Below are 25716 nucleotides of genomic sequence, written 5' to 3'. Positions count from 1 at the left end.
CATAAAGATGAAGCGAATTCTGGAGAAATTCGCCAGTCTAACCGCAGATAGCGGGGCGGCCACGGCGGTCGAATACGGGTTGATCGCGTCACTGATCGTGATCGCGATGATCGGCGCACTGAACGCACTGACCGCGCGCACGAGCGCGATGTGGCAGTTCGTCGTCGATGTTTCCCTATTGGTAATGTAGCTTCAGAGACACACAGTAAAACGAAATATTTTTCGATTTTTTGTTTACGCTTTGGAAAGTTTCCTACCGTAAACCTGCAGTGTCGATCCAGTAAATCCCGGGTCGACCGGGAAAGTGAAGTTGGAACCTAAGGAGACCGGCTATGAAATCCTTCATGAAGATGATCCGCGACAGCAAGGCTGCGACCGCGATCGAATACGGCCTGATCGCTGCGCTGATCGCCGTTGCAGGCGTTGCTGCGTTCCAGACGCTCGGTACGCAGATCAGCCTCACGATGAACAACGCTGCGGACAAGATGAAGACCACCTGATTTCGCAGCGCGCCGGTTCGCCGGCGAGCGAAAACGAGGCGGGCGGGGACGATGTCTCCGCCCGTTTTGTTTTGTCCCTCAGTACGTCACGATCTTGACGCGCTGGCCGGGATTGAGCCGGGCATTCGCCGAAAGGGCGTTGAGTACCAGGAAGCGATCCAGCTGGTAATCGGGATAGGCCATGCGTGCGGCGAAGGTCTGCGGCGTCTGCCCGGCTTGCACCGTCATCACCTGGATCTTCCTCGGCTTGATCGCAGCCGCCTCGGTCGTGCTCAGCCGCCGTACGCTGCGGTACATCGTGTTGAACACGCCCGGATTGTTCACCGGCGTGATCGCGACGAAATGATAGGCGGTCCGGGGGTCGAACTGATAGGCGAACACCGTCACCGCCACCTGTCCCGACTGCGTATTGGCGCGCGCGCTGGCATAGGCGGCCGCAAGCCCATTCACCTGCGTCCGCTGCACATCGCCGTAGCTGATATTGCCGCTCTGGCCGGCGACCGAACGAAACACCGAATCGATATAGGATTCGAGGCTGCCGTTGAACGGTCCGCCTGAAAATTGCGCCTGCCCGTTTGAGCCGGACACCGACACGGCGCGCGCACCGTTCGCCATGCTGTAGCCCTGCGGTACCGTGAAAATCAGCCGCAGGTCGGGATGGCGGAAGCTGTTGCTGTCGACGATGCCCTGCCTGGGATCATCATCGTAGAGAACCCCGTTGAGCGCCGTCAGAAACGCGTCGCGGTTGCGCGACCCGCTGGTAACCCCCGTCTTGCGCGCCTGGTTGAGCGCGCGCGTGACGCGGCTCCCCGGGTCCGGGTGGGTGCTCGCCCATTCGGGAAGCGTGCGCGCGGCCCCGCCGCGCTGTCGCGCCTCGAGCGCGGTCTGCGCCGCGAGCGACGCGAGCATCGATGAGGAGGCCGCAGGGTCGTATCCGGCGCGCGCCAGATACTGGATGCCGAGATCGTCCGCCTGATATTCCTGCGTGCGCGAAAAGCTCAGCGTCGCCAGCTGCGCGGCCTGCCCCACGCCCTGCTGGAGCAGCTGGCCCAGCCCCGAATTGCCGGCGACGGCGCCCACCAGCACCTGTCCCAGCACGCCGAGGATCGTGTTGCGCGTCGCGGCGCTCTGGCGCTTGGCCGAATGCCGCGCCGCGACATGGCCGACTTCATGGCCGAGCACCGAGGCAAGTTCGGCTTCGTCGTTCATCAGCGCCATCAGCTGGCGCGTGACATAGACATAGCCGCCGGGGATCGCGAAGGCGTTGTTTACCGGCGAGTTGAGCAACGTGATCGTGAAATCGCTCTGGCTGTTGGACAGCCCCGACTGGACCGCGATCTTCTGGCCCACCCGCGTCACATAGCCGACCTGGCTGCCCGAATAGGCGCCGCCGAACTCCTCCAGCAGCTCGGGATGCGCCTGCGCGCCCTGCTGCTTGTCGCGCGCAGAGATCGATTGCGACTGCTGCGCTGCGCCCGGCATGGCGAGGCTCGCGCACGCCGCGAGCGCGACCGCCTGAAACATCCTTTTCGTCACGCAACCTCCCTTGATCGGTTCCCGATTACCCGAATCAACGGACGGGAATCGGGACGGTTCCGTAACTTCCGTTAGATGTTGCCGATCGTCAGGAATTTTTCGCGACGCGCGCGGCGAACTTCGTCGCGCGAGAGGGCTGAGAGCGAATCCAGCTCCTGCCCGATCGCGCTGCCCAGCGCGGCGATCGCGACTGCGGGATCGCGGTGCGCGCCGCCGACTGGCTCGGGAACGATGCGGTCGATCACGCCTAGCCGGTGGAGATCGGACGCGGTGATCCGCATCGCGTCGGCCGCGTCGCTTGCCTTCTCGGCGGTTCGCCACAGAATCGATGCGCAGCCCTCGGGCGAGATCACCGCATAGACGGCGTGCTCGAACATCAGCACGCGGTTGGCCGCGGCCAGCGCCACTGCGCCGCCCGAGCCACCCTCGCCCACCACGGCCGCGACCATCGGCACGCCGAGTTCGAGGCATTTCTCGGTCGAGCGCGCGATCGCCTCGGCCTGGCCGCGCTCCTCGGCCTGCACGCCCGGAAAGGCACCGGAGGTGTCGACCAATGACACGACGGGGATACCGAAGCGATCGGCCAGTTCCATCAGGCGGATAGCCTTGCGATAGCCCTCGGGCTTGCCCATGCCGAAATTGTGCTTGAGACGGCTGGCGGTATCGTCGCCCTTTTCATGACCGATCACCATGACGCGCCGGCCGCCGAGCCGTCCCAGCCCGCCGATGATCGCCTGATCGTCGGCAAAGGCGCGGTCGCCCGCGAGCGGCATGAAATCGCTGAAGAGTCCCGCGACATAGTGCTTGAAATGCGGTCGCTCGGGATGGCGCGCCACTTGCGTTTTCTGCCACGGAGTCAGCTTGGCATAAGTCTCGTGGAGGAGCTTGTCCGCCTTGACCTGAAGCCGCGCGACATCGCCCTCGATATCGACCGCGCCGCTCTCCGCGGTTTCCCGCAGGTCCGCGATGCGTGATTCGAGTTCGGCGATGGGTTTTTCGAAATCGAGGAAGCTGACCATGGGCAGGCGGGTTAAGCGCGTGCGTCGTCCGCGTCAACGCGTGGCTTATGATCGGCCAATGGATGGCGGCTGTTGACCAGCTCGACCAGACGCCGGCTGTCGACATGCGTGTAGATCTGCGTCGTCGCAATATCGGCATGCCCCAGCATCGCCTGAAGCGCGCGCAGATCGGCACCGCCTTCGAGCAGATGCGTGGCAAAGGCATGGCGCAGCACATGCGGACTGATGCGCTCGGGCGGGATGCCGGCGCGTGCGCCGAGCGCGCGGATCAGCTGGTAGAGTCTGATCCGGCTGAGATGCGATTTGCCCGAAGGAAACAGCCACGCCGAATCGCCGGGCACAAACGCCGCCCATTCGGCCACCGCAAGCCTTGCGCGATCGGAGATCGGGACCAAACGCTCGCGCCCGCCTTTGCCGCGCAGGATCAGGAATGGCCGGTCGGGTGCGATCGCCTTGCGCGGCAAGGAAACAAGCTCGGTCGCACGCAGCCCCGATCCGTAGAGAAGTTCGATCAGCGCCGCGAGCCGATAGTCGAGCGGCCCCGCGTCGGCACGCGCGCGCGCCGCCGCAATTTCGCTGAAGATCCGCTCGACATCGTCGTGCGTCAGCACCTTGGGCAGCGGACGCTGCGTCGCTGGCCGCGGCAGCGCACCCGAGGGATCGTCCCGGCGCAGCCCCTCATCGGCCAGAAAGCCGTAAAAGCGGCGCAGCGCCGCCGCCTTGCGTGCGGCGGTCGATGGCGCCAGCGGCATCCAGCTTTCGGCGAGTCTGCCCAGCGCATCGGGATTGGCATCGCCCAATCCGCCGTGAAGGAACATCGAGGCGGCTTTCAGGTCGGTCGCATAGGCCATCAGCGTGTTGCGCGCCGCACCGGCTTCAGCCGCGAGCATTTCCAGGAAGCGGTCGATCAGCGCCGGATCCTGTCCCCTCGCCACGGTCAGACCCGCGTCAGCGCTTCCGCGGCGATCATGCGCGCTTCGGGCTCGAGCCCCACGCGCCGCAATGCCGAGATGATGCGATAGAGGTGCGCGGGCGGCACATAGCGCCAGTCGACGGTCTGCATGCCGATCGCCGCCAGCAGCGCGACGGTGCCCGGCTGCCGCGCCTCGACCGCGCGATCGAGCAGGTCACCCCACTTGCTGCGCTTCATCAGGTCGAATTCGAGGTCACCCGCCAGCCCGGTCGCATCCCCGGCGCTGAGCCGGCCCAGCCCCGCGAGCCCGGCTACCAGGAACTGCCCCTTGAGCGCATCGACATCGCCCGCATAGCTGCCCGCGCGCGACGCATTGATCGTGACACGCGGGGTTTCCGATCCCACCGCGAGTAACGCCCAGGCGTCACCCTCCTCCGCGTCCTCGACGGCGGACGACCAGCGCTGGGCCCCCCGGTCGAAGCCCGCGGTGAACATGGCCCCCAGTAGGCTCGGCGTGTCGGTGACATAGTCGGGATCGACGGGGACACGCGCCGCGGCGCGCGCGGTCAGGATCAGATTGGCATAGCGCTCGGCCGCGTCGTCGCTTTCACCCCAGATATCGCGCAGGGCGCTGAGCCGGGCATCGACATCCTCGCCGGCATAGGCCTCGCGCAGCGCCAATGGCGGCGTCCCCGCGGTATCGGACGGATCCATGCGGTCAAGCACGCCACCATAGAGGTCGACGAGCGCCGCGCTGGACAACACGCCCAGCACAGCTGCGCGCCGGCCCACGGCAATCCGGTCACCATCGGGCAGCATCGAGGCGCGCGCGCGCCAGCCAAGCACCTGCGGTCCTGCGCTGCGGAAAAGCCGTGCAGGAATATCCACATTGGTCGCGGTCGCCAGACCATAGCGCCACGCGGTGAGCTGTTCGACGCCGTCCCACTCGATCGTCACCGAACGCCGGCCATGGGCACCTGCACCTGCGACCTTTTCGGCGAGCAGCAGATCGATCGTGCGCCGCCCCGCCATCTTGGTGCGCCGCGCGTGTTCGAGCGCTGCGCTCGCCGTGCCGGGTTCGCCCGCCAGCGCCGCGCACATGCCGCGCGCGAGGATCCATCCGGTGTCGCGACTGGCGGCGGAGGCGGGTTCGACCAGCGGACACAATCCCGCCGGATCGCCGAGCGCAAGCGAGGTCTGCATCGCGACGTCGAAGAGCTTGGGCGAGTATTGGCTGACATCGACGCTCTGCACCAGCAGGCGCGCCGAATCGGCCTCGCCCATGCGCAGTAGCAGCCAGGCACGCTCGGCGACCCAGTCGGGTGCCGAGACGCCGCGCGGCGTCGGCACATTGGACAGCAGCGTGCGCCTGAGCAGGATCGACGCCCAGCGCGAGGGCAGCGGCGCGCTCAGGCGCCGCATCATCTGCGAGAGAATGGCGCCATCGGCCTCGCCGAAGGCACTCTCGCCCAGCCCGCCATCGACATCGTACAGCGGGCCAACATGATCGATCGAGCGCAGCGGCGCCGAAGAAAGCGTGACGTTCGCCAGCGCGTCTCCCGAATCCTCGGCGTCTTCCTCGTCCGCCTCGCCCTCTTCGACGGGCATCGTGGTGTTGAGCCCTGGTTCCGCCGGTCGCGGCGCTTCGGCAGGACGCTGGCTCGGCGGCGGCGGTGCCGTCACCGGCTCGCCAAAGCCTTCGGGCAGCAGCGATTCGGGCGCTTCCTGTCCAATCGCGGGAATCGCAGCGAGCAATCCGGCGCCCGCGAGTGCGAGCGCGATCCGCGAAACCTTATTGTCCCAGAACTTCATTCGCGACCGGCTTTTCGACGCGCGTCTGCGGCTTTTCGCTGGCGAGCGTGGAGAGGAAATAGAGCGCGCCACCGATGATGACGAGCAGGATGATCAGGTTCCGGATAAGACGCGACATGGCTTTCCTATGCTGTGGCTGGGTCCGGGCGGCAAGAGCGTAGCGATATTTCGTGCGCTTTTGCCCCATCGCGATGGTGTGTGTATAGCCCCGCGGCCATGCATGCCGAGCCCGTCCGTCTACTTGCCGATCCCCTGCCGCCGATCGTCCTCGTCGGGCTGATGGGCGTTGGCAAGTCGACGGTTGGCAAGCGGCTTGCCAGCCGGCTCGACATCCCGTTCGTCGACGCCGATCACGAGATCGAGGTTGCGGCAGACCTGACGATCAGCGAAATCTTCGAACGCTATGGCGAAGCGCATTTCCGCGATGGCGAACGCCGCGTCATCGCGCGGCTCATCGACGGATCGCCCAAGGTGATCGCCACGGGCGGCGGCGCGTTCATGCAGGAGGAGACACGCCGGCTCATCCTCGACCGCGCACTCGCCATCTGGCTCGATGCCGACATTCCGGTGCTGGCCCAGCGCGTGGGGCGGCGCGACACGCGCCCGCTGCTCCGGGGCAAGGACCCCGAGGCCGTGCTCGGCGAGCTCGCGGCGGTGCGTAACCCCATCTATGCGCTCGCGCCGATCCATGTGCGCAGCCAGCCTTCGCCACATGACATCACCGTCGAACGCATCCTTACAGCCTTGCGCGAAAGGGCCCTTATCCAGTGACCATCGTGCCCGTTGCGCTCGGTTCGCGCAGCTATGACGTCCACATCGAGAATGGCGCGCTCGATCGCGCGGGGACGCTGCTCGCGCCCTGGCTGAAGCGCGGCCGCGCCGTGATCGTGACCGACACAAACGTCGCCGAGAGGCAGCTGCCGCGGCTCCAGACCGCGCTTTCAGGTGTCGAACAACATGTCATCACGCTTGCCCCCGGCGAAGCCACCAAGAGCTGGGCGCAGCTCGAGGCACTGACCGACCGGCTGCTCGCTCTCGAGGTCGAACGTGGCGATCATGTGCTCGCGCTCGGCGGCGGCGTGATCGGCGATCTCGTCGGCTTCGCAGCGGCGATCCTGAAGCGCGGCTGCGGCTTCATCCAGATCCCGACGACGCTTCTCGCGCAGGTCGACAGCTCGGTCGGCGGCAAGACCGCGATCAACGCGCGCGCGGGCAAGAACCTGATCGGCGCCTTCCATCAGCCGAGCTTCGTGCTGATCGATCCCAGCGTGCTCGACACGCTGCCGCCGCGCGAACAGCGCGCCGGCTATGCCGAGGTCGCCAAATACGGCCTCATCAACGATTTCGCGTTTTTCGAATGGTGCGAGGCCAATGGCGCCGCGCTGCTCGCGGGAGACAACACCGCGCGCACATATGCCATCGCCACCAGCGTCGCGGCCAAGGCCGCCATCGTCGCGGCGGACGAGCGCGAGACCGCCGACCTGCGAGCGCTGCTCAACCTCGGCCACACCTTCGGCCATGCGCTCGAAGCCGAAACGGGTTTCTCCGACCGGTTGCTCCACGGTGAGGCCGTCGCTGCGGGCATGGCGCTCGCCTTCCGCTTCTCCGCCGCACGCGGGCTCTGCCCCTCGCAGGATGCGGTGCGCGCTGCGGCGCACCTTGCGGCATCGGGCCTGCCTGACGGCTTGAAGGCGGCAGGTGTCTCCGCGAGTGGCGAAACACTTGTCGCGCACATGCTCCACGACAAGAAGATGGCGGGCGGCACGCTGCCCTTCATTCTCTCGCGCGGGATCGGACAGTCCTTTGTCGACAAGTCGGTGGCGCTCGCCGAGGTCGCCGCTTTTCTGGACGACGAGGAACGCTGAGTTCAGGCGCGAAACGCGATCCAGGCCAGCCAGAGCCAGCCGAGGATCATCAACGTCCCGCCGATGGGGGTCACCGCGCCCAGCCAGCGCGGCGCGCCGAAGGCCATCAGGTAGAGCATCAGCGCGAAGATCGCACCGCCCGCGATGAACAGCATCACCGGTCCCCTGGCACCGATGCGCTCGACAATGGCGAGCGCCGCAACTGCGTGGATCAGCTGGTAGAACGCCCCGGTCTTGAGCCATTCGGCCGCCTGTTCGGACGCACCATGCGCCGCGAAGGCGCCCGCACCCACCGCCAGCGCCCCCGAAAGCGCGATCAGCACCGTCAGCATCAACCGCACTCCCCGCTTTTCATCGGGGTTCCGGGCCGGAACATCATGTCCTTGGCGGCGTAGAGGTCCCCCGCCTCGGCCTGTTTTTCCAGCCGCGCGAGATCTCGTCGGCGGTATTCCTGCTCCACCTCAGTGATCTCGTGCGCCGGCACCCCAAGCTCCTGCAGCGCGTTTACCCCCATCAACACCGCCGATTCATAGATCTCGCGCACCGTTCCGGCGACATCGACCTTGGCATATTCAATCATCTGTCGACGGTCATAGGCACGCATCAGGAAGCGCGCCTGCGGAAAGGCTTGGACGATGGTACGCAGGTGCGCACCATCAAGCGTGCGATCGTCGAGACAGAAGATGATCAATTGCGCCTGTTCGGCGCCGGCGCGGCGCAGCAGGTCGATCCGCCGCCCGTCGCCATAATAGACCTTCAGCCCGAAGGTACTCGAAAGCTCGATCTGGCTCGGCTTGCGATCGATCAGCGTCACCGAGACGTTGCGCGCCATCAGCATCTGCGCAACCGTCTGCCCGAACCGCCCATAGCCGATGATCAGCGCGCGCGCCTGCGCCGCCGCCTCGGGACCCTCGAGCCCTTCGACCGCCGCTTCGTCCTTGGCACGCTCGAAGCGGCGCGCGATCGCGAGCAGGAAGGGCGTGGTCGCCATCGAGAGCGTGACGATCGCGCTGAACAGGCTCGCCGCCTCCTTCTCGATCAGCAACGCCTCCTGCGCCTGCGCGAACAGCACGAAGCCGAATTCGCCGCCCTGGCTCAGCAACAGGCCAAGACTGAACGCCTGCCGCGTGCCGAAGCCGAAGACCCGCGCGATCAGGAAGATCACCCCCGTCTTGAGCGCCACCAGCGCCGCCGCCATCCCGATGACGAACAGCGGATGCCTGAGCACCTCGGGCACATCGAGCACCAGCCCGACAGCGAGAAAAAACAGCCCGAGCAGGATGGAGCGGAACGGTTCGACATCGGCCTCTATCTCGTGGCGATAGGGCGAATCGGCCAGCATGACGCCGGCGACGAACGCCCCGAGCGCCGCAGAAAGGTGCAGCGCCTCCATCAGCGCCGCGCTGGCGAGCACCGTGAACAGTCCGACCACGACGAACAATTCGCGCTCGCCGAGCCGTCCTACGAGCTTGAGCAGCGGGTTCAGGATGAACCGCCCCGCCAGCACCAGCCCCGCAATCGCCGCCACGGTGTAGATCGCGAGCAGCCAGCCCGGCGGCGCGGCGGGGTCGACGGGCGCGCGCGAGAGCGCGGCGATGATCGTGATCAGCGGGATGATCGACAGGTCCTGGAACAACAGGATCGAAAAGGCGCGCTCGCCAAACGCCGTGTTGATCCGGCCCGAGGACTTGAGCGACGGCAGGACCTGCGCGGTCGAGGACAATGCGAGTGGCAAGCCAAGCGCGATCGCCGCACCGAGCGTGAACCCTGTCACCACGAAGATCATCGCGGCAATCGCAAGGCCGCACAACACCACCTGCGCCAGGCCCAGCCCGAAGATCTCGCGCCGCAGCCGCCAGAGTCGCGCCAGATTGAGCTCGAGCCCGACGAGGAAGAGCAGGAGCACGATGCCGATCTCGGCGATATCGAGCTTGGACTGGCCTCCGCCGACCAGCCCGAGGACATGCGGTCCAATGACGACACCCGCGACGAGATAGCCGAGCACCGCGCCCAGCCCCAGCCGCCGGAACAACATCACCGAGGCGAGCGCGGCGCCGAGCAACACCACCCCTTCGGTCAGCAACAGCTTGGCGCCTTCGACCTCTTCCGTCATCGCGATGTCTCCGCCGCGCGCCGGGCGGCTTCGGCCACCGCCTCGAATGCCAGCCGGATCGAGGCGTGGCGTGCGGTGTGCGGCAGGGCAGGAATGAAGATATCGAGACCCGGCCAGTCGCCCGGATTGTCGCGTTCGCCCGCGAGGAACGCGGTCAGCGCATCGCGCGCGGCTTCGAGCTCTTGGGCGTCACGGCCAACGGCCGCGGCGGCCATCAATGAAGCCGACGCCTGACCGAGCGCGCACGCGCGAACCTCCTGCCCCAATTCGGCGATGCGGTCGGCATCGTCGAGCGTGACGTCGACGGTCACGCGACTGCCACAGACGGGCGATCGCTTCTCAACGCTCGCTTGAGGATGCTCGAGCCGCTGGTGGTACGGTATCGATGCGGCGAGCCGCAGGATCGTGCTGTTGTAGAGCGGCGCGTTCATGTCCCGCTTATAGCGTTCTGTGCGCGTCCGTCAGCATCATCATCCCCGCGCTGATATTCGACGAAGTCGACGAGCGCACGGCCCGACGCATGAAGCAGCGGATAGGTGCGCGATTCACGCATCCAGTCGGGCCGTTCGGCCTTTGCGCCATAGATCACGTCATAGACCAGCGAGGCGGCGAGATAGAGCACCGTCGCGATGATCAGCCCCTTCAAAGCCCCGAAGCCGACACCCAGCAACCGGTCGAACCCGCCGAGCACCGACTGGCGCGTGCGTTGCCCAAGCGCGCGCGCCGCGATCCGCCCGACCAGGAAGGTGAGGCCGAAGACCAGCGCGAACGCAAGCACCGTCGCGCCCCCTTCGGTGCCGACCCAGCCTGTAAGCACCGCCGCGGCGGGAGCGTGAAGGAACTTCAGGGCGAACACGGCCGCGACCCAGGCGAGCAACGACAATATCTCGGTCGTGAACCCCCTCAGGAAACCGAGAATTGCGGCACCGCCGACGAGGAGCAGGACGACGATATCGAGCGCGGTGAAGGCAGACATTGCGTCCAGCTAGTCGCGCCTGAGCACGTGGTCAACGAATTGACGCAGCGTGCGAAATCCCGAGAGCGAAAGTGCGCTCTTCTCGCTCGCCACCGCCGCGGGCACGAGCGCGCGGCCAAAGCCCAGCTTCGCCGATTCCTTGAGCCTGAGCGCGCCATGCGCCACCGGCCGGATTTCGCCCGACAGGGAAACTTCGCCAAAGGCCACCGCGTCGGCGGGCACGGGCTGCTCGCTCAGCGCCGAGATCAGCGCCGCCGCCACCGCCAGATCGGCGGCGGGATCGGACAGGCGATAGCCGCCGGCGACGTTCAGATAGACCTCGCACGTCGAAAAGCTCAGCCCGCAGCGCGCCTCGAGCACCGCGAGGATCATCGCGAGCCGCCCGGCATCCCAGCCGACGACCGCGCGCCGCGGCGTCGCCCCGCTCGCAAGCCGCACCGTCAGCGCCTGGATCTCGACGAGCACCGGGCGTGTGCCCTCGAGCGCGGGAAACACCGTCGAACCCGTCACAGTCTCGTCACGATGTGTCAGGAATAGCGCAGAAGGGTTTGAAATCTCATCAAGACCTGCCTCCTGCATTGAGAAGACGCCGATCTCGTCGGTGCCGCCGAAGCGGTTCTTGATCGCGCGCAGGATACGGTACTGGTGGCTCCGCTCCCCCTCGAAGCTGAGCACCGTATCGACCATGTGCTCTAGTACGCGCGGTCCCGCGATCGTCCCGTCCTTGGTGACATGGCCGACCAGCACCAGCGCGGTGCCGCGTTCCTTGGCAAAGCGAATCAGTTCCTGCGCCGAGGCGCGGACCTGGCTGACCGTGCCCGGCGCACCCTCGATCAGGTCGCTGTGCATCGTCTGGATCGAATCGATGACGAGCAGTGCGGGGGGCGTTCCCTGCCCGAGCGTCGTCAGTATATCGCGCACCGAAGTCGCGGCGGCGAGTTGTACCGGCGCCTGCCCCAGTCCCAGCCGCCGCGCGCGCAGCCGCACCTGGTCGGCGGCCTCCTCGCCCGAGACATAGGCTACATTGACGCCGCGCGCTGCCAGCTTTGCCGCGGCCTGCAGCAGCAGCGTCGACTTGCCGATGCCCGGATCGCCGCCGATCAGCGTCGCCGATCCTTCAACGAAGCCGCCACCTAGCGCGCGATCGAGTTCCTTGATCCCCGTCGCAGCGCGCTCGGGCAGTTTCACATCGGCATCGAGGCCGACCAGCTCGAAGGCGCGCCCCCCAGACTGGAGATTATGCCTGGCAGCGAAGGGGGTGACGACCGCGCCCACCTCTTCGACCAGCGTGTTCCATTCGCCGCAATCGACGCACTGGCCTTGCCATTTGGAGGCGACCGAGCCGCACGCCTGGCACACAAAACGCTTCTGGGGTTTCGCCATGGCGCGACAATTAGCATTGAACCGGAGAGAAGCCACACCATAACGCGTTAAACTCCTTCAACACCCACACCGGAGACGGGATGACGGTCGTCGCCAGCTACAATATCCGAAAAGCCATAGGCTCGGACCGCCGCCGCCGCCCCGAACGTACGCTTGAAGTGCTCCGCGAGATCGATGCCGATGTGATCGCGCTGCAGGAGGCCGACCGGCGCTTCGGCACGCGCGCGGGCGTCATCCCGACCCACCTGCTGGACGAACATAGCGACTATAAGGCGGTACCCTTCGACGTGCGCGCACACAGCATGGGCTGGCACGGCAATGCGATCCTTGTTCGCAAACAGGCTGAGATCCTGCATCGCGAGGTGATCCACCTTCCTTCGCTGGAACCGCGTGGCGCGGTGATGGCGGATATCAGACTCAACGGCCATACGATGCGCGTCGTCGGCATGCATCTCGACCTCTCGGGGCTGTGGCGCCGACGCCAGGCCCACGCGGTGATCGCGCATCTCGACGCGTGCGAGAACAAGCTGCCGACGGTGCTGATGGGTGACCTCAACGAATGGAGCCGGATGAACGGTTGCCTGCACGATTTTGCGCATCACTACAGCTTTGCGCATTGCGGCAAGAGCTTCCATGCCCGCCGCCCGATCGCGACGCTCGACCGGATCATGGTCTCGAATCAGTTGCGCGTCGCGGAGGCGGGAACGCATCATAGCGCCACCGCTCGGCATGCTTCGGATCACCTGCCCGTCTGGGCGCGCCTCAGGCGCGCCTGATAACGGCTACTGCCTCTGACCCGACATCTGGCCCAGGATATCGTCGAGCGGATTGCCGTCACCATCGGCATCGAGCATCGAGGCAAGCCCGCCGAGATTGCCGAGCCCGTGGGCCTGACCGCCCGCGCCGCCCAACATGCCACCGAGCAGCCCGCCCAGTCCGCCATCCGCGCTCGACGCCGAAGCCTGTGTCGCACTGCCGCCGAGCAGCGATCCCAGAACACCCCCAGCAAGCCCGCCCAGCATGCCGCCCCCCATCCGCTTCGCCACCTGTTGCGCGACCAGTCCCGCGACCACGGGCAGCATCGCCCTCAGGATCGTGTCGCTGATCCCCGTCTGCGCCGAGGCATTGGTCGCCACTGCGCGGCTGACATCCTTGGAGCCGAAGATCTGGCCGAGCACCGCATTGCCGCCTTCGGTATCGAGCGCGGGTGCGCCGATATTGCCGGCAAGCGCGCCGAGCTGGTCAAGCCCACCCGCCTGCTCGGTCTTCTTCACCCCGCCGAGAACAGCCGGAAGCAGCGCCGATACCGCGGCCCCCGCCGCCTCCTCGGAAATACCGAAGCGGCTCGCCAGCGCTCCCATGTCGATATTGTCGCTCTGGTTCAGAAGCTCCCGGCCCATATCCATTGTCATCCTCCCGATCGTTGCGGTCATGAACGAATGTGCTGGCACCGGGACTGTGCGTACTCAAGCTGCCCGCAATGTCCGCGCACAGAGTTTACGATCGCCCCAACGCGCTCAACCGATTATTGGTTCAGCCGCACGCAGGTTCGGAAGACATCGCAAAGTGTTCGTCCCACCATGTTTTCCAGCGCGATGTCAGCGCATCGAAAGCCTCGCCCGAAAGCCCATAGGTCGTCACGACCACCATGCCGCGCCCGTCGGGCGATGTTTCGGTCGCCGACTTGTCGGTAACGATGAGCAGGCCATTGCCCCATTGCGGGACGGTCAGCCCGAACTGGAATGACGTGCGGTGCCACGCAATGCCGTCGACGACATCTCCGGCCGCCAGCGTCACATGCACGGCTTCGCCGGGGCGCGTATCCACGACACAATCGAGGCCCAGCGCCGCGATCGGCGCCCGTCCGCCGGGGACCGCAGAGCCCTCGAGGTAGACCGTCCGCCGAGCGCCAAGCCCGTGCTGCTCGATCGCGAGCCGCAATTGCTGGACGAAACTGATCCATCCCTCGACAATGTCCTCATAGACATCATCCCAGACGGCATCGGCGGGTATCGCGCGTACGACACGGAGAATGCAGCCGTCGCCGCGCGGCTCGACCTCGAAGCGATCGGGCACGCCCCCGAAATACAGAACACGCGCGGCGTCGTCGGCGCGGACGTGTTTCGCGAAGATGAAGTCGATCTCTTCCTTCAGTGTCTCCGCGTCCCAGCCGAACCAGTTATAGATCTTCACGGGATCACGGATCGCATCCCACACCGCATCGGGGGGTGCGGCGATCGTCATTTCGACAAGAACGCGATCGCGGGTCGGCTGCTCTTCGGGCATCGCCTTTCTCCTCGTTGATGCTTTGGGTCCTCTGCCTTGCCCCGACGGTGGACGCCCCCGCCGCGGCGAGACAATTTATAGCGTCAATTGCTCTCTGCTCGACAATGCCCCTCCCCGCTGCCAGTCTCGGCACATGCGGGAGAAAGAATTGCGGCTAGCGCTGGTCTGCTATGGCGGCATCAGCCTTGCGGTTTACATGCATGGAATCACGAAGGAAATCTGGCGCCTCGCGCGCGCCAGCCGGTATTTCCATGACGGGCATGCCCCCGCATCCGGCAGCCAGGGCGTCTATCACGGCTTGCTCGCGACGATCGAGGCCGAGACGGGCACCAGGATGCGCGTGCTCGCCGATATCATCGCGGGTGCTTCAGCGGGCGGCATCAATGGTATTTTCCTGGCGCACGCGATCGCCACCGGCCAGTCACTCGATCCGCTGACGGATCTCTGGCTCGAATGCGCCGATGTCGATCAGCTGCTCGATCCCGATGCGCGCCCGCTGTCGCGCTTTTCCAAATTCTGGGCGCAGCCGCTTGTATGGGTCGCGGCCGGCAAGAGCGACACGGTGGAACGCACCGTAGAGCCCGGCACGCGCGATGAAGTGCGCGCCAAGCTGTCGAGCTTCATCCGCGCGCGCTGGTTCGAACCGCCCTTTGGCGGCCCAGGCTTCACGCGACTTCTGCTCGATGCCTTCGACGCGATGGCACGCAGCGAAACGGGACCGGTGCTGCTGCCCGCGGGCCAGCCGCTCGACCTATTCGTCACGGTGACCGATTTCCGCGGCCACCCCGAGCGCCTGAAGCTCAACAGCCCGCCCGAGGTTATCGAAACCGAGCACCGGCTCGTCATCGGCTTTTCGTCGCGTGCGCCGGGCGTTCCGGGAATCGGCGACACCGCCGAGCTCGTGTTCGCCGCGCGCGCCACCGCGAGCTTCCCCGGCGCCTTTCCGCCCTTTACCGTGGGCGAACTCGATGCAGTGCTCGACGAGCGCGCGCATGCCTGGCCCGGCCGCGATGCTTTCCTGTGGCGCGCACTGCCCCGTCAAAGCGCGGCGGGGGTCGTCGAAAGCACCGCGCTGATCGACGGATCGGTGCTCGCCAACGCCCCCTTCACGCCCGCGATCGGCGCGCTCAAGAACCGCCCGGCGCGGCGCGAGGTCGATCGCCGCTTCGTCTATATCGATCCCAAGCCGGGCGTGCGCAGCATTCAGATTACGCGAACGGGGAACGGGGAGAGCTCGCTTCCCGGCTTTTTCGGTACGATTTTCGGCGCGCTTTCGGACCTGCCGCGCACCCAGCCGATCCGCGACAATCTCGAGGCGATCGAGCGCCGATCCTCGCGGATCCGCCGGATGCGCACCATCGTCGAGGCGCTGCGGCCGGAGGTCGAGGAATCGATCGAATCGCTCTTCGGTATCACGCTCTTCCTCGATCGCCCTACCGCGTCGCGGCTCGCGGCGTGGCGCGCCAAGGCACAGGACAAGGCGGCGCGTTCGGCGGGGCACGCCTACCCCGCTTATGGTCATCTCAAGCTCTCGGGTGTCGTCGAGGAGGTCGCATCGATGCTGTTCGCGCTCTCCCCGCGCACCGGCAGCGCCGCGCGTGAGGCCGCCCGGCGCGCGGTCTGGGACGCCGCGCGTGCCAGGGGCCTTGATCGCATCACCGGGCGCGGCAGTGGTGCGACCGAGCCCGTCATCGACTTTTTTCGCGCGCACGATCTGGGCTTTCGGATCCGCCGCCTGCGTTTTCTCGCGCGCCGCCTTACCCAACTGTCCGAGGTCGATGGCGCGCCGGTTGCCGCGTTCGATGCGATGGCTCGGGCGGTCTATGAGTGCCTTGCGCTCTATCTCGATCGCGAGATAGCCGATTCCTACAGCCTGGCGCTGCGCGAGATCGCGACCGAAACCGCCGAGGCGCCGCAGGCCGCGATGGACGCGCTCGCCGCCGCACGCAACCTGCGCGCGATCGACGAAGTGACCGATGAGCGCATCGCCGAGGCGCTGGCTGAACTGCCCAAGGCCGGCCGCCGCGTCATGCTGCTCACCTATCTCGGCTTCCCCTATTACGACATCGCGACACTGCCGCTGCTGCAGGGCGAAGGGCTCGATGAATTCGATCCGGTGAAGGTCGACCGGATTTCCCCCGACGATGCGACGACGATCCGCGCGGGGGGCGCCGAAGCGACGCTCAAGGGCGTCCAGTTCAACAGTTTCGGGGCCTTTTTCAGCCGCGCCTATCGCGAGAACGACTATCTCTGGGGCCGCCTCCACGGCGCCGACCGGTTGATAGACATCCTGCTCTCGAGCCTGCCCGCGGGAAAAACGCTTGGCCCCGGCAAGGTCGCGGAGATCAAGCACGCCGCCTTCGTCGCCATTCTCGACGAGGAAGAGCCGCGCCTCGGCGCGATCCCCGAACTCTTTCGGAAACTCAGGCAGGAGATTGGGGTCGATCCCTTGGCAAAAGCCGCCCATAAGGCTTAGTGTTGTACGCGCGCAACAAAACAGGGTCACCGCATGCAATTCCTGAGAACGATCTTCTGGGTGATACTCGCCGTCACGGCGGTGATCTTCGCGGTCGGCAACTGGACCCCGGTCACTATCAACCTGTGGGGTGACGTCCAGGTCGATTCCAAGCTGCCCGTGCTGCTGTTTGGCGCCTTCCTGATCGGGCTCGTGCCCACGCTGATCCTGCACCGAGCGACGCGCTGGAGCCTGAAGCGCAAGCTCGATTCTACCGAGCGCGCGCTCGCCGATGCCCGCGGTTACGCCGCCACGGCGACGACGCCGACCGCCGCCGAGCCCGAGGCGACGCCGGCCTATGTGCCCACAGCCGTCCCGCCGGGGGTATCATGAGCAGCCCCGTCTATGTCGCGATCGACACGCCCGACCTCGAACGGGCAATGGCGATCGCCACAAAGGTCCGCAATCATGTCGGCGGGATAAAGCTTGGCCTCGAATTCTTTTCGGCCAATGGTCGCGCCGGCGTGAAAGAGATGGCGGCGCTCGACCTGCCGATCTTTCTGGATCTCAAGTTCCACGACATCCCCAACACCGTCGCCAAGGCGGTCCAGGCGCTGCGCCCGCTCGAGCCCGCAATCCTGACGGTCCACGCCGCGGGTGGACAGGCGATGATGGAAGATGCCAAGGCGGCCGCGCCCAACGGCACCAAGGTCGTGGCGGTGACGATGCTCACCAGCCTCGACGGCAACGACCTCAATGCGATCGGACTCAAGGACGACACGCATGAACAGGTCGTCCGGCTGACCGAGCTTGCGAAAAAGTCGGGCGTCGATGGCGTGGTCTGCTCGGGCCACGAGGTCGCCGCCGCGCGCAAGATCTGGCACGACGGCTTCTTCGTCGTTCCCGGCGTCCGCCCGACCGGCGCCGCAACCGGTGATCAGAAGCGGATGATGACTCCGCGCAAGGCACTCGATGCGGGCGCCTCGATCCTCGTCATTGGCCGGCCGATCACGCAGGCCGAAGACCCCGATCAGGCAGCGCGCGACATCGCCGCCACGCTCTGATTTTCAAATTGTCATCCCCGCGAAAGCGGGGATCCAGACGATGCCGACATCCCTCAGACCATGACCAACACCCGATGGATTCCCGCCTTCGCAGGAATGACACCGAAGGGTGAATGGGACTAAAGGCAAGGCCATGCCTCGAATCAGCGCCAAGATCTGCGGCCTTTCGACGCCGGAAACGCTCGATGCTGCGGTGGCGGGCGGCGCGAGCCATGTCGGCTTCGTCTTCTTTCCGAAGAGCCCGCGCAACGTAACCTTCGATCAGGTGGCAGCACTCGCGCAGCGCGTGCCCGACCATGTGCTCAAGGCTGGCGTATTCGTCGATCCCGACGATGCGCTGCTCGACACCGCGATCGCCGCAGGAGGGCTCGATGTCATCCAGCTTCATGGCAAGGAGACGGCCGAGCGCGCGGCCGCAGTGAAGTCGCGCACGCGGCGCGAGGTCTGGAAAGCGCTTCCCATCCGCACCAGCGCCGATCTCGCGGGTGCTGGCGGCTTTCGCGATGCCGCCGATCGGCTGCTCTATGACGCCAAGACACCCGAAGGGTCGCAGCTGCCGGGGGGTATGGGGCTGCGCTTCGACTGGCGGCTGCTGCAGGGTTTCGCGCACCCGCTTCCCTGGGCACTGTCGGGCGGGCTCGATGCCGCCAGTCTCGCCGAGGCGATTGGCATCACCGGCGCGCGGCTGGTAGATGTGTCATCTGGCGTCGAAAGCGCGCCGGGTATCAAGGATGTGGACAAGATCACCGCATTCCTTAAAGCGACGGCCCAGCTATGAGCATCATCAACTCGCTTCGCACCCAGCCCGACGAGCGCGGGCATTTCGGCCAGTTCGGCGGCCGCTATGTCGCCGAGACGCTGATGCCGCTGATCCTCGATCTCGAGCGCGAATATCGCGCAGCGAAGCAGGATCCCGCGTTCAAGGCCGAGTTCGATTATCTGCTCAAGCAATATGTCGGCCGCCCCAGCCCACTCTACTTCGCCGAGCGGCTGACCGAGGAACTCGGCGGCGCGAAGGTCTATCTGAAGCGCGAGGAGCTCAACCACACCGGCGCACACAAGATCAACAACTGCATCGGCCAGATCCTGCTGGCGAAGCGGATGGGCAAGACGCGCATCATCGCGGAGACGGGCGCGGGCCAGCACGGCGTCGCGACCGCCACGGTCGCGGCACTCTTCGGCCTCCCCTGCACGATCTTCATGGGCGCGGTCGACGTCGCGCGCCAGCAGCCCAATGTGTTCCGCATGAAGCTGCTCGGCGCCGAGGTCCGTGCGGTGGAATCGGGCGCACAGACGCTCAAGGACGCGATGAACGAGGCGCTGCGCGACTGGGTCGCCAACGTCCACGACACCTTCTACATCATCGGCACTGTCGCGGGTCCGCACCCCTATCCCGAGCTCGTCCGCGACTTCCAGTCGGTGATCGGCAATGAGGCGCGCGAACAGATCCTCGAGGCCGAGGGCCGGCTTCCCGACATGCTGATCGCGCCGGTAGGTGGCGGATCCAATGCGATCGGGCTCTTCCACCCCTTCCTTGACGACGCGGGCGTGGAGATCGTCGGTGTCGAGGCGGCAGGCGAAGGGCTCGACAAGAAGCACGCCGCCAGCCTAGCGGGCGGCTCGCCGGGCATTCTCCACGGCAACAAAACCTATCTGCTGCAGGACGAGGATGGCCAGATCACCGAGGCGCATTCGATCTCGGCGGGTCTGGACTATCCCGGCATTGGGCCCGAGCACGCCTGGCTCCACGATATCGGCCGCGTCCGCTACGAGCCCGTCACGGACGAAGAGGCGCTGGCCAGCTTCCAGCGGCTGTGCAAGCTGGAAGGTATCATCCCGGCGCTCGAATCCGCGCACGCGCTCGCCGCGGCCGAACGGATCGTCCCCACGATGGCCAAGGACAAGATCGTGATCGTCAACCTGTCGGGCCGCGGCGACAAGGACATCTTCACCGTTGCCGACGCGCTGGGGGTGGAGCTGTGAGCGATCGTCTCGCCAGTGCCTTCGCCCGCGCCGCATCCGAAAACCGCGCCGCGCTCATCACCTTCGTCACCGGCGGTGATCCCACGCCTGCCGATACCGCGGCTGTGATCGACGCGCTCGTCGCGGGCGGTGCCGATGTGATCGAGCTCGGCATGCCCTTCACCGATCCGATGGCCGACGGCCCCGCAATCCAGCGCGCCAATCTGCGCGCGCTGGGTGCCGGCACCACCACCGCTGATATCCTCGATATCGCCAGGGCCTTTCGCGCACGCCATCCCGAAACCCCGCTGGTGCTGATGGGATATGCCAATCCAATGGTCCGTCGCGGCCCCGAATGGTTCGCCGCGGCCGCGCGGGACGCGGGCGTCGACGGCGTGATCTGCGTGGATATCCCAAGCGAGGAAGACGATGCGCTCGGTCCCGCGCTGCGCGATGCGAGCGTCCACCTGATCCGCCTTGCCACGCCCACCACCGACGCAGCACGCCTTCCCGCGGTGCTCGAAGGCGCGGGCGGCTTCCTCTATTATGTCTCGGTCGCGGGCATCACCGGGCTGCAACAGGCCGCACAGGATACGATCGAGGCCGCCGTCGCCCGGCTCAAGGCGGGCACCACCCTGCCCGTCGCGGTCGGCTTCGGCGTCCGCACCCCCGAACAGGCGGGCGCGATCGCGCGCGTCGCCGATGGTGTCGTCGTCGGTTCGGCGATCGTCGATCTCGTCGCCGCGCACGGCGCCAATGCCGCCGGTCCCATCATCGATTATGTCGCATCGCTCTCCGCAGCGATCGCAACCGCACGAAAGGAAATGGCCGCATGAGCTGGCTCGACCGCGTCCGCAACTCGATCCCCTTCATCGCCAAGCGCGAGACGCAGGACACGCTCTGGCACAAATGCCCGGGCTGCGCGCAGATGATCTTCATCAAGGAGTATCAGGAGAATCTGTCGGTCTGCCCCAAATGCGGGCATCACGGGCGTATCGGCGCCAAGGCCCGCTTCGAGCAACTTTTCGACCAAGGCAGCTGGTATCAGTTCGCGTCACCCCAGGTTGCCGACGATCCGCTCAAATTCCGCGACTCCAAGAAATATACCGACCGGATCAAGGCGGCACGTGCCTCGACGGGCGAGCAGGACGCGCTGCTCAACGCCAGCGGCCGGATCATGGGCCACAAGGCGGTGGTCGGCGTGCAGGACTTCGCCTTCATGGGCGGCTCGATGGGCCTCGGCGTCGGCGCCGCTTTCGTCGAGGGTGCGCGCAAGGCGATCGCCGAACGCGCTCCCTATATCATCTTCACGGCCGCGGGTGGTGCGCGCATGCAGGAGGGAATCCTCTCGCTCATGCAGATGCCCAAATCGACCGTCGCGATCGCCGAGCTCAAGGAAGCGGGCCTGCCCTATATCGTCGTGCTGACCGATCCGACCACGGGCGGCGTCACCGCCTCCTATGCGATGCTCGGTGACGTCCAGATCTCCGAACCGGGCGCGCTCATCGGCTTTGCCGGCCAGCGCGTGATCGAGAACACGATCCGCGAAAAGCTTCCCGAAGGCTTCCAGCGCGCCGAATATCTGCTCGACCACGGCATGCTCGACATGGTCGTCCAGCGCAAGGATCTGCGCGAAACGCTTGGCCAGCTCATTGGCTATCTGTGCGAGGAGAAGGCGGCGGTAGCGTGAGCAAGCCCCTCCCCTTCAGGAGCATCGGGTAGGCCATGCCCCCAGCATGGCTTGAACAGCGCGGGGCGCTGTTCACCCGATACTGGGTTGGGGTGGGGGAATGTCGAGACCGAAAGGCTCGCTTCGCTCGCACCCACCCCCACCCCTCCCTTGAAAGGGAGGGGCTTTAGTGGACTCCGCCCGTTCCAACGACCCCGCGGTCCAGCGCCAGCTCGACCGACTGACGATGCTCTCGCCCGGGCGCGACGTGCTCGGGCTCGAGCGCATCTCTGCCTTGCTCGCACGCCTCGGCAACCCGCAGGATGAGCTGCCCCCCGTCTTCCATGTCGCGGGCACCAACGGCAAGGGATCGACCTGCGCCTTCCTGCGCGCGGCGATCGAGGCGGCGGGAATGCGTGCGCATGTCTATTCCTCGCCGCATCTCGTCCGCTTCAACGAGCGCATCCGCATCGCGGGCAAGCTGATCGACGATGCCGAACTCGCGCCGCTGCTCGCCGAGGTGCTCGACTGTTCGGAGGACATCCATCCCAGCTTCTTCGAGGCAACGACCGCCGCAGCCTTCCTCGCCTTCACGCGGCATGATGCCGAGGCATGCATCATCGAGGTGGGGCTTGGGGGCCGGCTCGACGCCACCAACATCATCCCCGCGCCCGCGATCTGCGGCATCGCCCAGCTCGGCATCGATCATCAGGCGTTTCTGGGCGAGACCGAGGTCGAGATCGCAGGGGAAAAGGCAGGCATTGCCAAGCGCTTCGTCCCGCTTGTTACGATGAAGTATGCGCCCGCGCTCAGCCGCCGTATCGCCCAGGTCGCGGAGGCTGCAGGTGCTCCAGTGCTGGCCAAGGGGACGACCTGGGAAGCGACGCTCTATAACGACCGGCTCCATTATCGCGACGACAAGGGCAAGTTCGACGCGCCCCGCCCCCGCCTTCCCGGCGATCACCAGGTGATGAACGCCGCGCTCGCCTTTGCGATGCTGCGCCACCAGTCTGCGATCGCGATCCCCGAGACAGCGCTCAAGGCGGCAACCGGCTGGGCGCAGTGGCCCGCGCGACTCCAGCATCTCGAGCAAGGCCCGCTCACCGCCGACCTGCCCGAAGCCGCCGAACTCTGGCTCGACGGCGGCCACAACCCGGCTGCGGGCGAGATGATCGCGGGCTGGTTCCGCAGCCATCTGAAGGGCCGCCAGCTTCACATCGTCCTCGGCATGCTCGACAACAAGGATCCGATGGGGCTGCTGGCGCATTTCGCGGGGCTGGCGACGAGCATCCACGCGGTTCCCGTCCCCGATCACGACCATCATGCACCCGACGCGCTCGCCGCAATGGCTGAGCGGATCGGCGCACGCGGCGCCGCTGCACCCGACGTGCCCGCGGCGCTCGCCATGCTGGGCAAAACGCTCGATCCGGCCAAGCCCGGGGTCGTGCTTATCCTCGGCTCGCTCTATCTCGCGGGCGACGTGCTGCGCCTCAACGACCAGTCACCCGAATAGGCCAGCCCCGGCGAACGCAAATCCGTCTTCGCGTCAGAATCGCGGCAGGCCCGCAACGTCCTCGGTCGCCTTTAGCCGATATTCGCCACGCCGTGACCATAGCCCCGCACCGATCGTGAAACGCCCCGTCTGCGCGTCGAGCAGCACGAGCTCATGCGGCCGGCCAAACGCCTCGGCAATCGCGGCGCGTGCGGCGCTGGCGGCTTCAACCTCGCCGGCAGCATCGAGCGCCACCGATTCATCGGGGTCCGTCGGGTTCATGCGGATGTCGAGGCGATAGGTGGGCAAGCGATTCGTCCTGAAGGTGCTGCGCATGCGCAGCCACGCTCATCTGCGCCTCGCGCCCGGCTTTGAAAAGCTGCGGTCGGCGCGCTTTCGCAACACCCTGTCGATCCTCACCCGAAGCACCATCGATTATTGATATTGACTTGCAATAGCCGATCGGCAAACATCGCCTGCGAGACAATATGAGGATGTCCCATGGCCCAGCCCGCTGATCTCAACTATGCCGAAGCCCCGCCCCTTCCCGATCTGCGTACCGCGCGCCTGCTGCTGTTCGCGATCCGCCGCATAGCCGTCGCCGGGCTCGACGATGCGCATGCGGCGCACGCGATCTTCACGCATTTCGGCATGAGCTATCGCCGCCCGCTCGTCCTCATTCGCGCGATGATGGCAGAGATCGCGCGCGCGTCGCAGCAGACCGTCAAGGTTGCCCCCTGCTGCTGCCTGCGCATGACCGCGGATGAAGCGGCATTGCTCAAGACCGTCGAACAGGCCGCCGACGCTCCGCGTCGCGCCCATGCCCTGCTCGGCGACCTGATGGGCACGCCCGATTGCCTCGGCGCGCTCACCACCGCGCAGGCGGTCGCCCAGGCCTTCGCCGACCTCGGCAAGCCGCTCGCGCTATTTCCTGGCAGCCCCGGCTGCGACTAAAGTATCGCACCGAAAATCGGGTTCAGTGCTCCTGCGAAAGCAGGAGCCCATCTGCCCGGGCGACCAGCATGGGCTCCGGGTCAAGCCCGGAGCACCGATATGGATCAGATTGAGCGCACACCTCTGAAGCTCAAGCGGGGCCTAAGCCGTTGCAGCCGTTGCGGATCACATGGATCGCGCACGCGATCTGGACGAAGATCGAAAGCGCCAGCCACGCCATCAGGCGGTCGCCTTCGGTGCAGCCTCACCATCGCGGCGTGCATCACCCTCGCCCACCTTGCCCGCGCTGCCGATCGAGGCGTCGATGAGACCGGCGCGCATCATCAGCCAGAACAGCACGATCCCGGGTACCGCCGCGAGCGTGGTGAGCAGATAGAAGTTCACATAGCCCGTCGCCTCGATCAGCGCCCCTGCAGAAGTGCCTGTCAGGAAGCGGCCGACGATGCTCGCCGCCGCCGAGATCAGCGCATATTGCGAGGCGGTGAAGCGCAGATCGGTCAGCGCCGAAAAATAGGCGACGACCGTTACGCCGCCGATGCCGCTTGCGAAATTCTCGAAGCCGATCGCGGCCGCCATGCCCTCGTTGCTGTGCCCCGCTGCCGCAAGCAGCGCGAAGCTGAAGTTGGACACCGCCATCAGGATCAGGCTCAGCAGCACCGATCGCTTCATCCCCAGCTGCGCATAGAGGAAGCCGCCCACGAAGATGCCGACCAGATAGGCGATGAAGCCCAGCCCGACGTCGTAGAAGGCGATCTCGTCATTGGTGAAGCCGAGATCGTTGAACAACAGGCGGAAGGTCAGGTTGGCGAGTGTGTCGCCAATCTTGTGGAGCAGGATGAAGAGCAGCACGAGCAGCGCACCCTGCCGCTTGAAGAACTCGACGAATGGCCCCGCAATCGAGTTTCCAAGCTCGGCAAGGCCTTTGCGCTGCGCCGCCTCGCGGTGGCGTTCGGGCTCGCCCATGACCAGGCCCGTCAGCATCGCGGGGAGCGCAAGCGCGGCGCACGCCAGATAGGCGGCTTCCCACCCCATGCGCGCCGCGATCACCAGCGCGATCGCGCCCGCGCCTGCCGATCCGATCCGCCAGCCATATTGCGACATGCCCGAACCCGCGCCGAGTTGGTTGGGCTTGAGCAGTTCAATCCGATAGCCGTCGATCACGATATCGAAGGTCGCGCCCGCCACGCCGACGAGGATCGCCGCATAGGCCGTCTGCAGCAGGCTGGTCTGCGGATCGACCAGCGCGAGGTTCGCCACCGCCGCGAAGACGAACAGGCCCGCGAGGATCAACCACGACACCCGCTGCCCCAGCCGTCCGAGCACCGGGATGCGGACGCCGTCGACCACCCACGCCCAGAGCCATTTGAGATTGTAGGCAAGGAAGGCGAGCGTGAACGCGGTCACCGCCTTCTTGTCGATCCCGTCCTGCGCCAGCCGAGTCGTCAGCGTCGCGCCGATCATCGCGAAGGGAAAGCCGGAAGAAACACCCAGGAAGAAGGCCGCGATCGGTGCCGCCTCGGTATAGGCGCGCAGACCTTCCGGAAGATGACCACGCCACCCCAAGCTTTCCGTAGCGTCCGCCATGCATCCTCCCCAACCCGCTAAATTTGGCGAGAAACTAGCGGATAATTGCGATATGCCTAGTCATCTGGAACTGAAGTAAGTATCATTGTATATGCCGTTGTTGGATAGGCAGGGGCATTCATGATGGCGGGTC

29 protein-coding genes are annotated in these 25716 nt (G+C 66.2%); 15 read left to right on the top strand and 14 right to left on the bottom strand.

The window, feature by feature from the left end; all coding sequences use genetic code 11:
- Positions 1–7: 7 nt before the first annotated feature.
- A complete protein-coding gene (locus AC3WJD_RS07675) occupies positions 8–190 on the top strand; it encodes a Flp family type IVb pilin (protein WP_492746006.1) in 183 nt (60 codons plus the stop codon).
- A gap of 142 nt (positions 191–332) precedes the next feature.
- Positions 333–500, top strand: a complete 168-nt coding sequence (locus AC3WJD_RS07670; RefSeq protein ID WP_492746005.1) for a Flp family type IVb pilin — start codon at positions 333–335, stop codon at positions 498–500.
- 78 nt (positions 501–578) lie between these two features.
- Here AC3WJD_RS07670 and AC3WJD_RS07665 read toward each other — a convergent pair whose 3' ends face one another.
- The 5 genes from AC3WJD_RS07665 to AC3WJD_RS07645 form a co-directional block, all read right to left on the bottom strand.
- Positions 579–2024: a M48 family metalloprotease gene (locus AC3WJD_RS07665; RefSeq protein WP_492746082.1), complete on the bottom strand. Its 1446-nt coding sequence runs from the start codon at positions 2022–2024 to the stop codon at positions 579–581.
- Positions 2025–2107: 83 nt separating this feature from the next.
- A complete protein-coding gene (locus AC3WJD_RS07660; RefSeq protein WP_492746004.1) occupies positions 2108–3055 on the bottom strand; it encodes an acetyl-CoA carboxylase carboxyltransferase subunit alpha in 948 nt (315 codons plus the stop codon).
- 11 nt (positions 3056–3066) lie between these two features.
- The gene (locus AC3WJD_RS07655) at positions 3067–3990 is read right to left on the bottom strand and encodes a tyrosine-type recombinase/integrase (RefSeq protein WP_492746003.1); all 924 of its coding nucleotides are present in this window, start codon (positions 3988–3990) and stop codon (positions 3067–3069) included.
- A gap of 2 nt (positions 3991–3992) precedes the next feature.
- Complete coding sequence (locus AC3WJD_RS07650; RefSeq protein ID WP_492746002.1) at positions 3993–5780, bottom strand: hypothetical protein; 1788 nt, start codon at positions 5778–5780, stop codon at positions 3993–3995.
- Positions 5761–5898: a hypothetical protein gene (locus AC3WJD_RS07645; protein ID WP_492746001.1), complete on the bottom strand. Its 138-nt coding sequence runs from the start codon at positions 5896–5898 to the stop codon at positions 5761–5763. The genes AC3WJD_RS07650 and AC3WJD_RS07645 overlap by 20 nt, the downstream gene beginning before the upstream one ends.
- Before the next feature lie 98 nt (positions 5899–5996).
- Between AC3WJD_RS07645 and AC3WJD_RS07640 the strand changes: the two genes are divergently transcribed.
- A complete protein-coding gene (locus tag AC3WJD_RS07640) occupies positions 5997–6551 on the top strand; it encodes a shikimate kinase (protein WP_492746081.1) in 555 nt (184 codons plus the stop codon).
- Positions 6548–7645 carry a 3-dehydroquinate synthase gene (aroB, locus tag AC3WJD_RS07635; protein WP_492746000.1) on the top strand — a complete coding sequence of 366 codons (1098 nt, stop codon included), beginning with the start codon at positions 6548–6550 and terminating at the stop codon, positions 7643–7645. Before AC3WJD_RS07640 ends, aroB begins: the two co-directional genes overlap by 4 nt.
- Positions 7646–7647: 2 nt before the next feature.
- Here the strand turns inward: aroB and AC3WJD_RS07630 are convergent, their stop codons facing one another.
- From AC3WJD_RS07630 to radA, 5 genes are read right to left on the bottom strand one after another with little or no spacing between them, the layout of a single operon-like run.
- Positions 7648–7977 (bottom strand): DUF423 domain-containing protein, encoded by a 330-nt coding sequence (locus tag AC3WJD_RS07630; RefSeq protein WP_492745999.1) that lies wholly within the window; start codon positions 7975–7977, stop codon positions 7648–7650.
- Entirely contained in the window at positions 7977–9758 is a 1782-nt protein-coding gene (locus AC3WJD_RS07625) for a cation:proton antiporter domain-containing protein (RefSeq protein WP_492745998.1), read from the bottom strand. Before AC3WJD_RS07625 ends, AC3WJD_RS07630 begins: the two co-directional genes overlap by 1 nt.
- Positions 9755–10189: an iron-sulfur cluster assembly scaffold protein gene (locus AC3WJD_RS07620; RefSeq protein ID WP_492745997.1), complete on the bottom strand. Its 435-nt coding sequence runs from the start codon at positions 10187–10189 to the stop codon at positions 9755–9757. Before AC3WJD_RS07620 ends, AC3WJD_RS07625 begins: the two co-directional genes overlap by 4 nt.
- On the bottom strand, positions 10186–10734 hold the full coding sequence (locus AC3WJD_RS07615; RefSeq protein WP_492745996.1) for a CvpA family protein: 549 nt from the start codon (positions 10732–10734) through the stop codon (positions 10186–10188). The genes AC3WJD_RS07620 and AC3WJD_RS07615 overlap by 4 nt, the downstream gene beginning before the upstream one ends.
- Before the next feature lie 9 nt (positions 10735–10743).
- The gene (gene radA / locus AC3WJD_RS07610; RefSeq protein WP_492745995.1) at positions 10744–12117 is read right to left on the bottom strand and encodes a DNA repair protein RadA; all 1374 of its coding nucleotides are present in this window, start codon (positions 12115–12117) and stop codon (positions 10744–10746) included.
- 80 nt (positions 12118–12197) lie between these two features.
- Between radA and AC3WJD_RS07605 the strand changes: the two genes are divergently transcribed.
- On the top strand, positions 12198–12893 hold the full coding sequence (locus AC3WJD_RS07605; protein WP_492745994.1) for an endonuclease/exonuclease/phosphatase family protein: 696 nt from the start codon (positions 12198–12200) through the stop codon (positions 12891–12893).
- 6 nt (positions 12894–12899) lie between these two features.
- Here the strand turns inward: AC3WJD_RS07605 and AC3WJD_RS07600 are convergent, their stop codons facing one another.
- Both AC3WJD_RS07600 and AC3WJD_RS07595 read right to left on the bottom strand, forming a co-directional pair.
- Positions 12900–13523 carry a DUF937 domain-containing protein gene (locus AC3WJD_RS07600; protein WP_492745993.1) on the bottom strand — a complete coding sequence of 208 codons (624 nt, stop codon included), beginning with the start codon at positions 13521–13523 and terminating at the stop codon, positions 12900–12902.
- 127 nt (positions 13524–13650) lie between these two features.
- Entirely contained in the window at positions 13651–14403 is a 753-nt protein-coding gene (locus AC3WJD_RS07595; RefSeq protein WP_492745992.1) for an SRPBCC family protein, read from the bottom strand.
- Positions 14404–14536: 133 nt separating this feature from the next.
- Between AC3WJD_RS07595 and AC3WJD_RS07590 the strand changes: the two genes are divergently transcribed.
- The 8 genes from AC3WJD_RS07590 to AC3WJD_RS07555 all read left to right on the top strand — a co-directional run bounded on the left by AC3WJD_RS07590 (position 14537) and on the right by AC3WJD_RS07555 (position 23066).
- Positions 14537–16879 carry a patatin-like protein gene (locus tag AC3WJD_RS07590; protein WP_492745991.1) on the top strand — a complete coding sequence of 781 codons (2343 nt, stop codon included), beginning with the start codon at positions 14537–14539 and terminating at the stop codon, positions 16877–16879.
- 33 nt (positions 16880–16912) lie between these two features.
- A complete protein-coding gene (locus AC3WJD_RS07585; protein WP_492745990.1) occupies positions 16913–17251 on the top strand; it encodes a lipopolysaccharide assembly protein LapA domain-containing protein in 339 nt (112 codons plus the stop codon).
- Complete coding sequence (gene pyrF / locus AC3WJD_RS07580) at positions 17248–17922, top strand: orotidine-5'-phosphate decarboxylase (RefSeq protein WP_492745989.1); 675 nt, start codon at positions 17248–17250, stop codon at positions 17920–17922. The genes AC3WJD_RS07585 and pyrF overlap by 4 nt, the downstream gene beginning before the upstream one ends.
- 133 nt (positions 17923–18055) lie before the next feature.
- Complete coding sequence (locus AC3WJD_RS07575) at positions 18056–18700, top strand: phosphoribosylanthranilate isomerase (protein WP_492745988.1); 645 nt, start codon at positions 18056–18058, stop codon at positions 18698–18700.
- Entirely contained in the window at positions 18697–19905 is a 1209-nt protein-coding gene (gene trpB, locus AC3WJD_RS07570) for a tryptophan synthase subunit beta (protein WP_492745987.1), read from the top strand. The genes AC3WJD_RS07575 and trpB overlap by 4 nt, the downstream gene beginning before the upstream one ends.
- The gene (gene trpA, locus AC3WJD_RS07565) at positions 19902–20720 is read left to right on the top strand and encodes a tryptophan synthase subunit alpha (protein ID WP_492745985.1); all 819 of its coding nucleotides are present in this window, start codon (positions 19902–19904) and stop codon (positions 20718–20720) included. Before trpB ends, trpA begins: the two co-directional genes overlap by 4 nt.
- Positions 20717–21574, top strand: a complete 858-nt coding sequence (accD, locus tag AC3WJD_RS07560; RefSeq protein ID WP_492745983.1) for an acetyl-CoA carboxylase, carboxyltransferase subunit beta — start codon at positions 20717–20719, stop codon at positions 21572–21574. Before trpA ends, accD begins: the two co-directional genes overlap by 4 nt.
- Before the next feature lie 226 nt (positions 21575–21800).
- Positions 21801–23066, top strand: a complete 1266-nt coding sequence (locus tag AC3WJD_RS07555; protein WP_492746080.1) for a bifunctional folylpolyglutamate synthase/dihydrofolate synthase — start codon at positions 21801–21803, stop codon at positions 23064–23066.
- 33 nt (positions 23067–23099) lie between these two features.
- On the opposite strand, the gene AC3WJD_RS07550 is transcribed toward AC3WJD_RS07555, so the two are convergent.
- Positions 23100–23354 carry a hypothetical protein gene (locus AC3WJD_RS07550; protein ID WP_492745981.1) on the bottom strand — a complete coding sequence of 85 codons (255 nt, stop codon included), beginning with the start codon at positions 23352–23354 and terminating at the stop codon, positions 23100–23102.
- On the opposite strand from AC3WJD_RS07550, the gene AC3WJD_RS07545 reads away from it, so the two are divergent.
- Entirely contained in the window at positions 23347–23487 is a 141-nt protein-coding gene (locus AC3WJD_RS07545; protein ID WP_492745979.1) for a hypothetical protein, read from the top strand. The genes AC3WJD_RS07550 and AC3WJD_RS07545 overlap by 8 nt on opposite strands.
- A 59-nt stretch (positions 23488–23546) precedes the next feature.
- Positions 23547–23999 (top strand): DUF6628 family protein, encoded by a 453-nt coding sequence (locus AC3WJD_RS07540; protein WP_492745977.1) that lies wholly within the window; start codon positions 23547–23549, stop codon positions 23997–23999.
- A gap of 219 nt (positions 24000–24218) precedes the next feature.
- On the opposite strand, the gene AC3WJD_RS07535 is transcribed toward AC3WJD_RS07540, so the two are convergent.
- Positions 24219–25583: an AmpG family muropeptide MFS transporter gene (locus AC3WJD_RS07535; RefSeq protein WP_492745975.1), complete on the bottom strand. Its 1365-nt coding sequence runs from the start codon at positions 25581–25583 to the stop codon at positions 24219–24221.
- Between the last annotated feature and the right edge of the window lie 133 nt (positions 25584–25716).

Source organism: Sphingobium sp. FW306-1B-F04DB (assembly GCF_058781925.1).
This window is presented reverse-complemented; position numbering and strand designations above follow the sequence as displayed.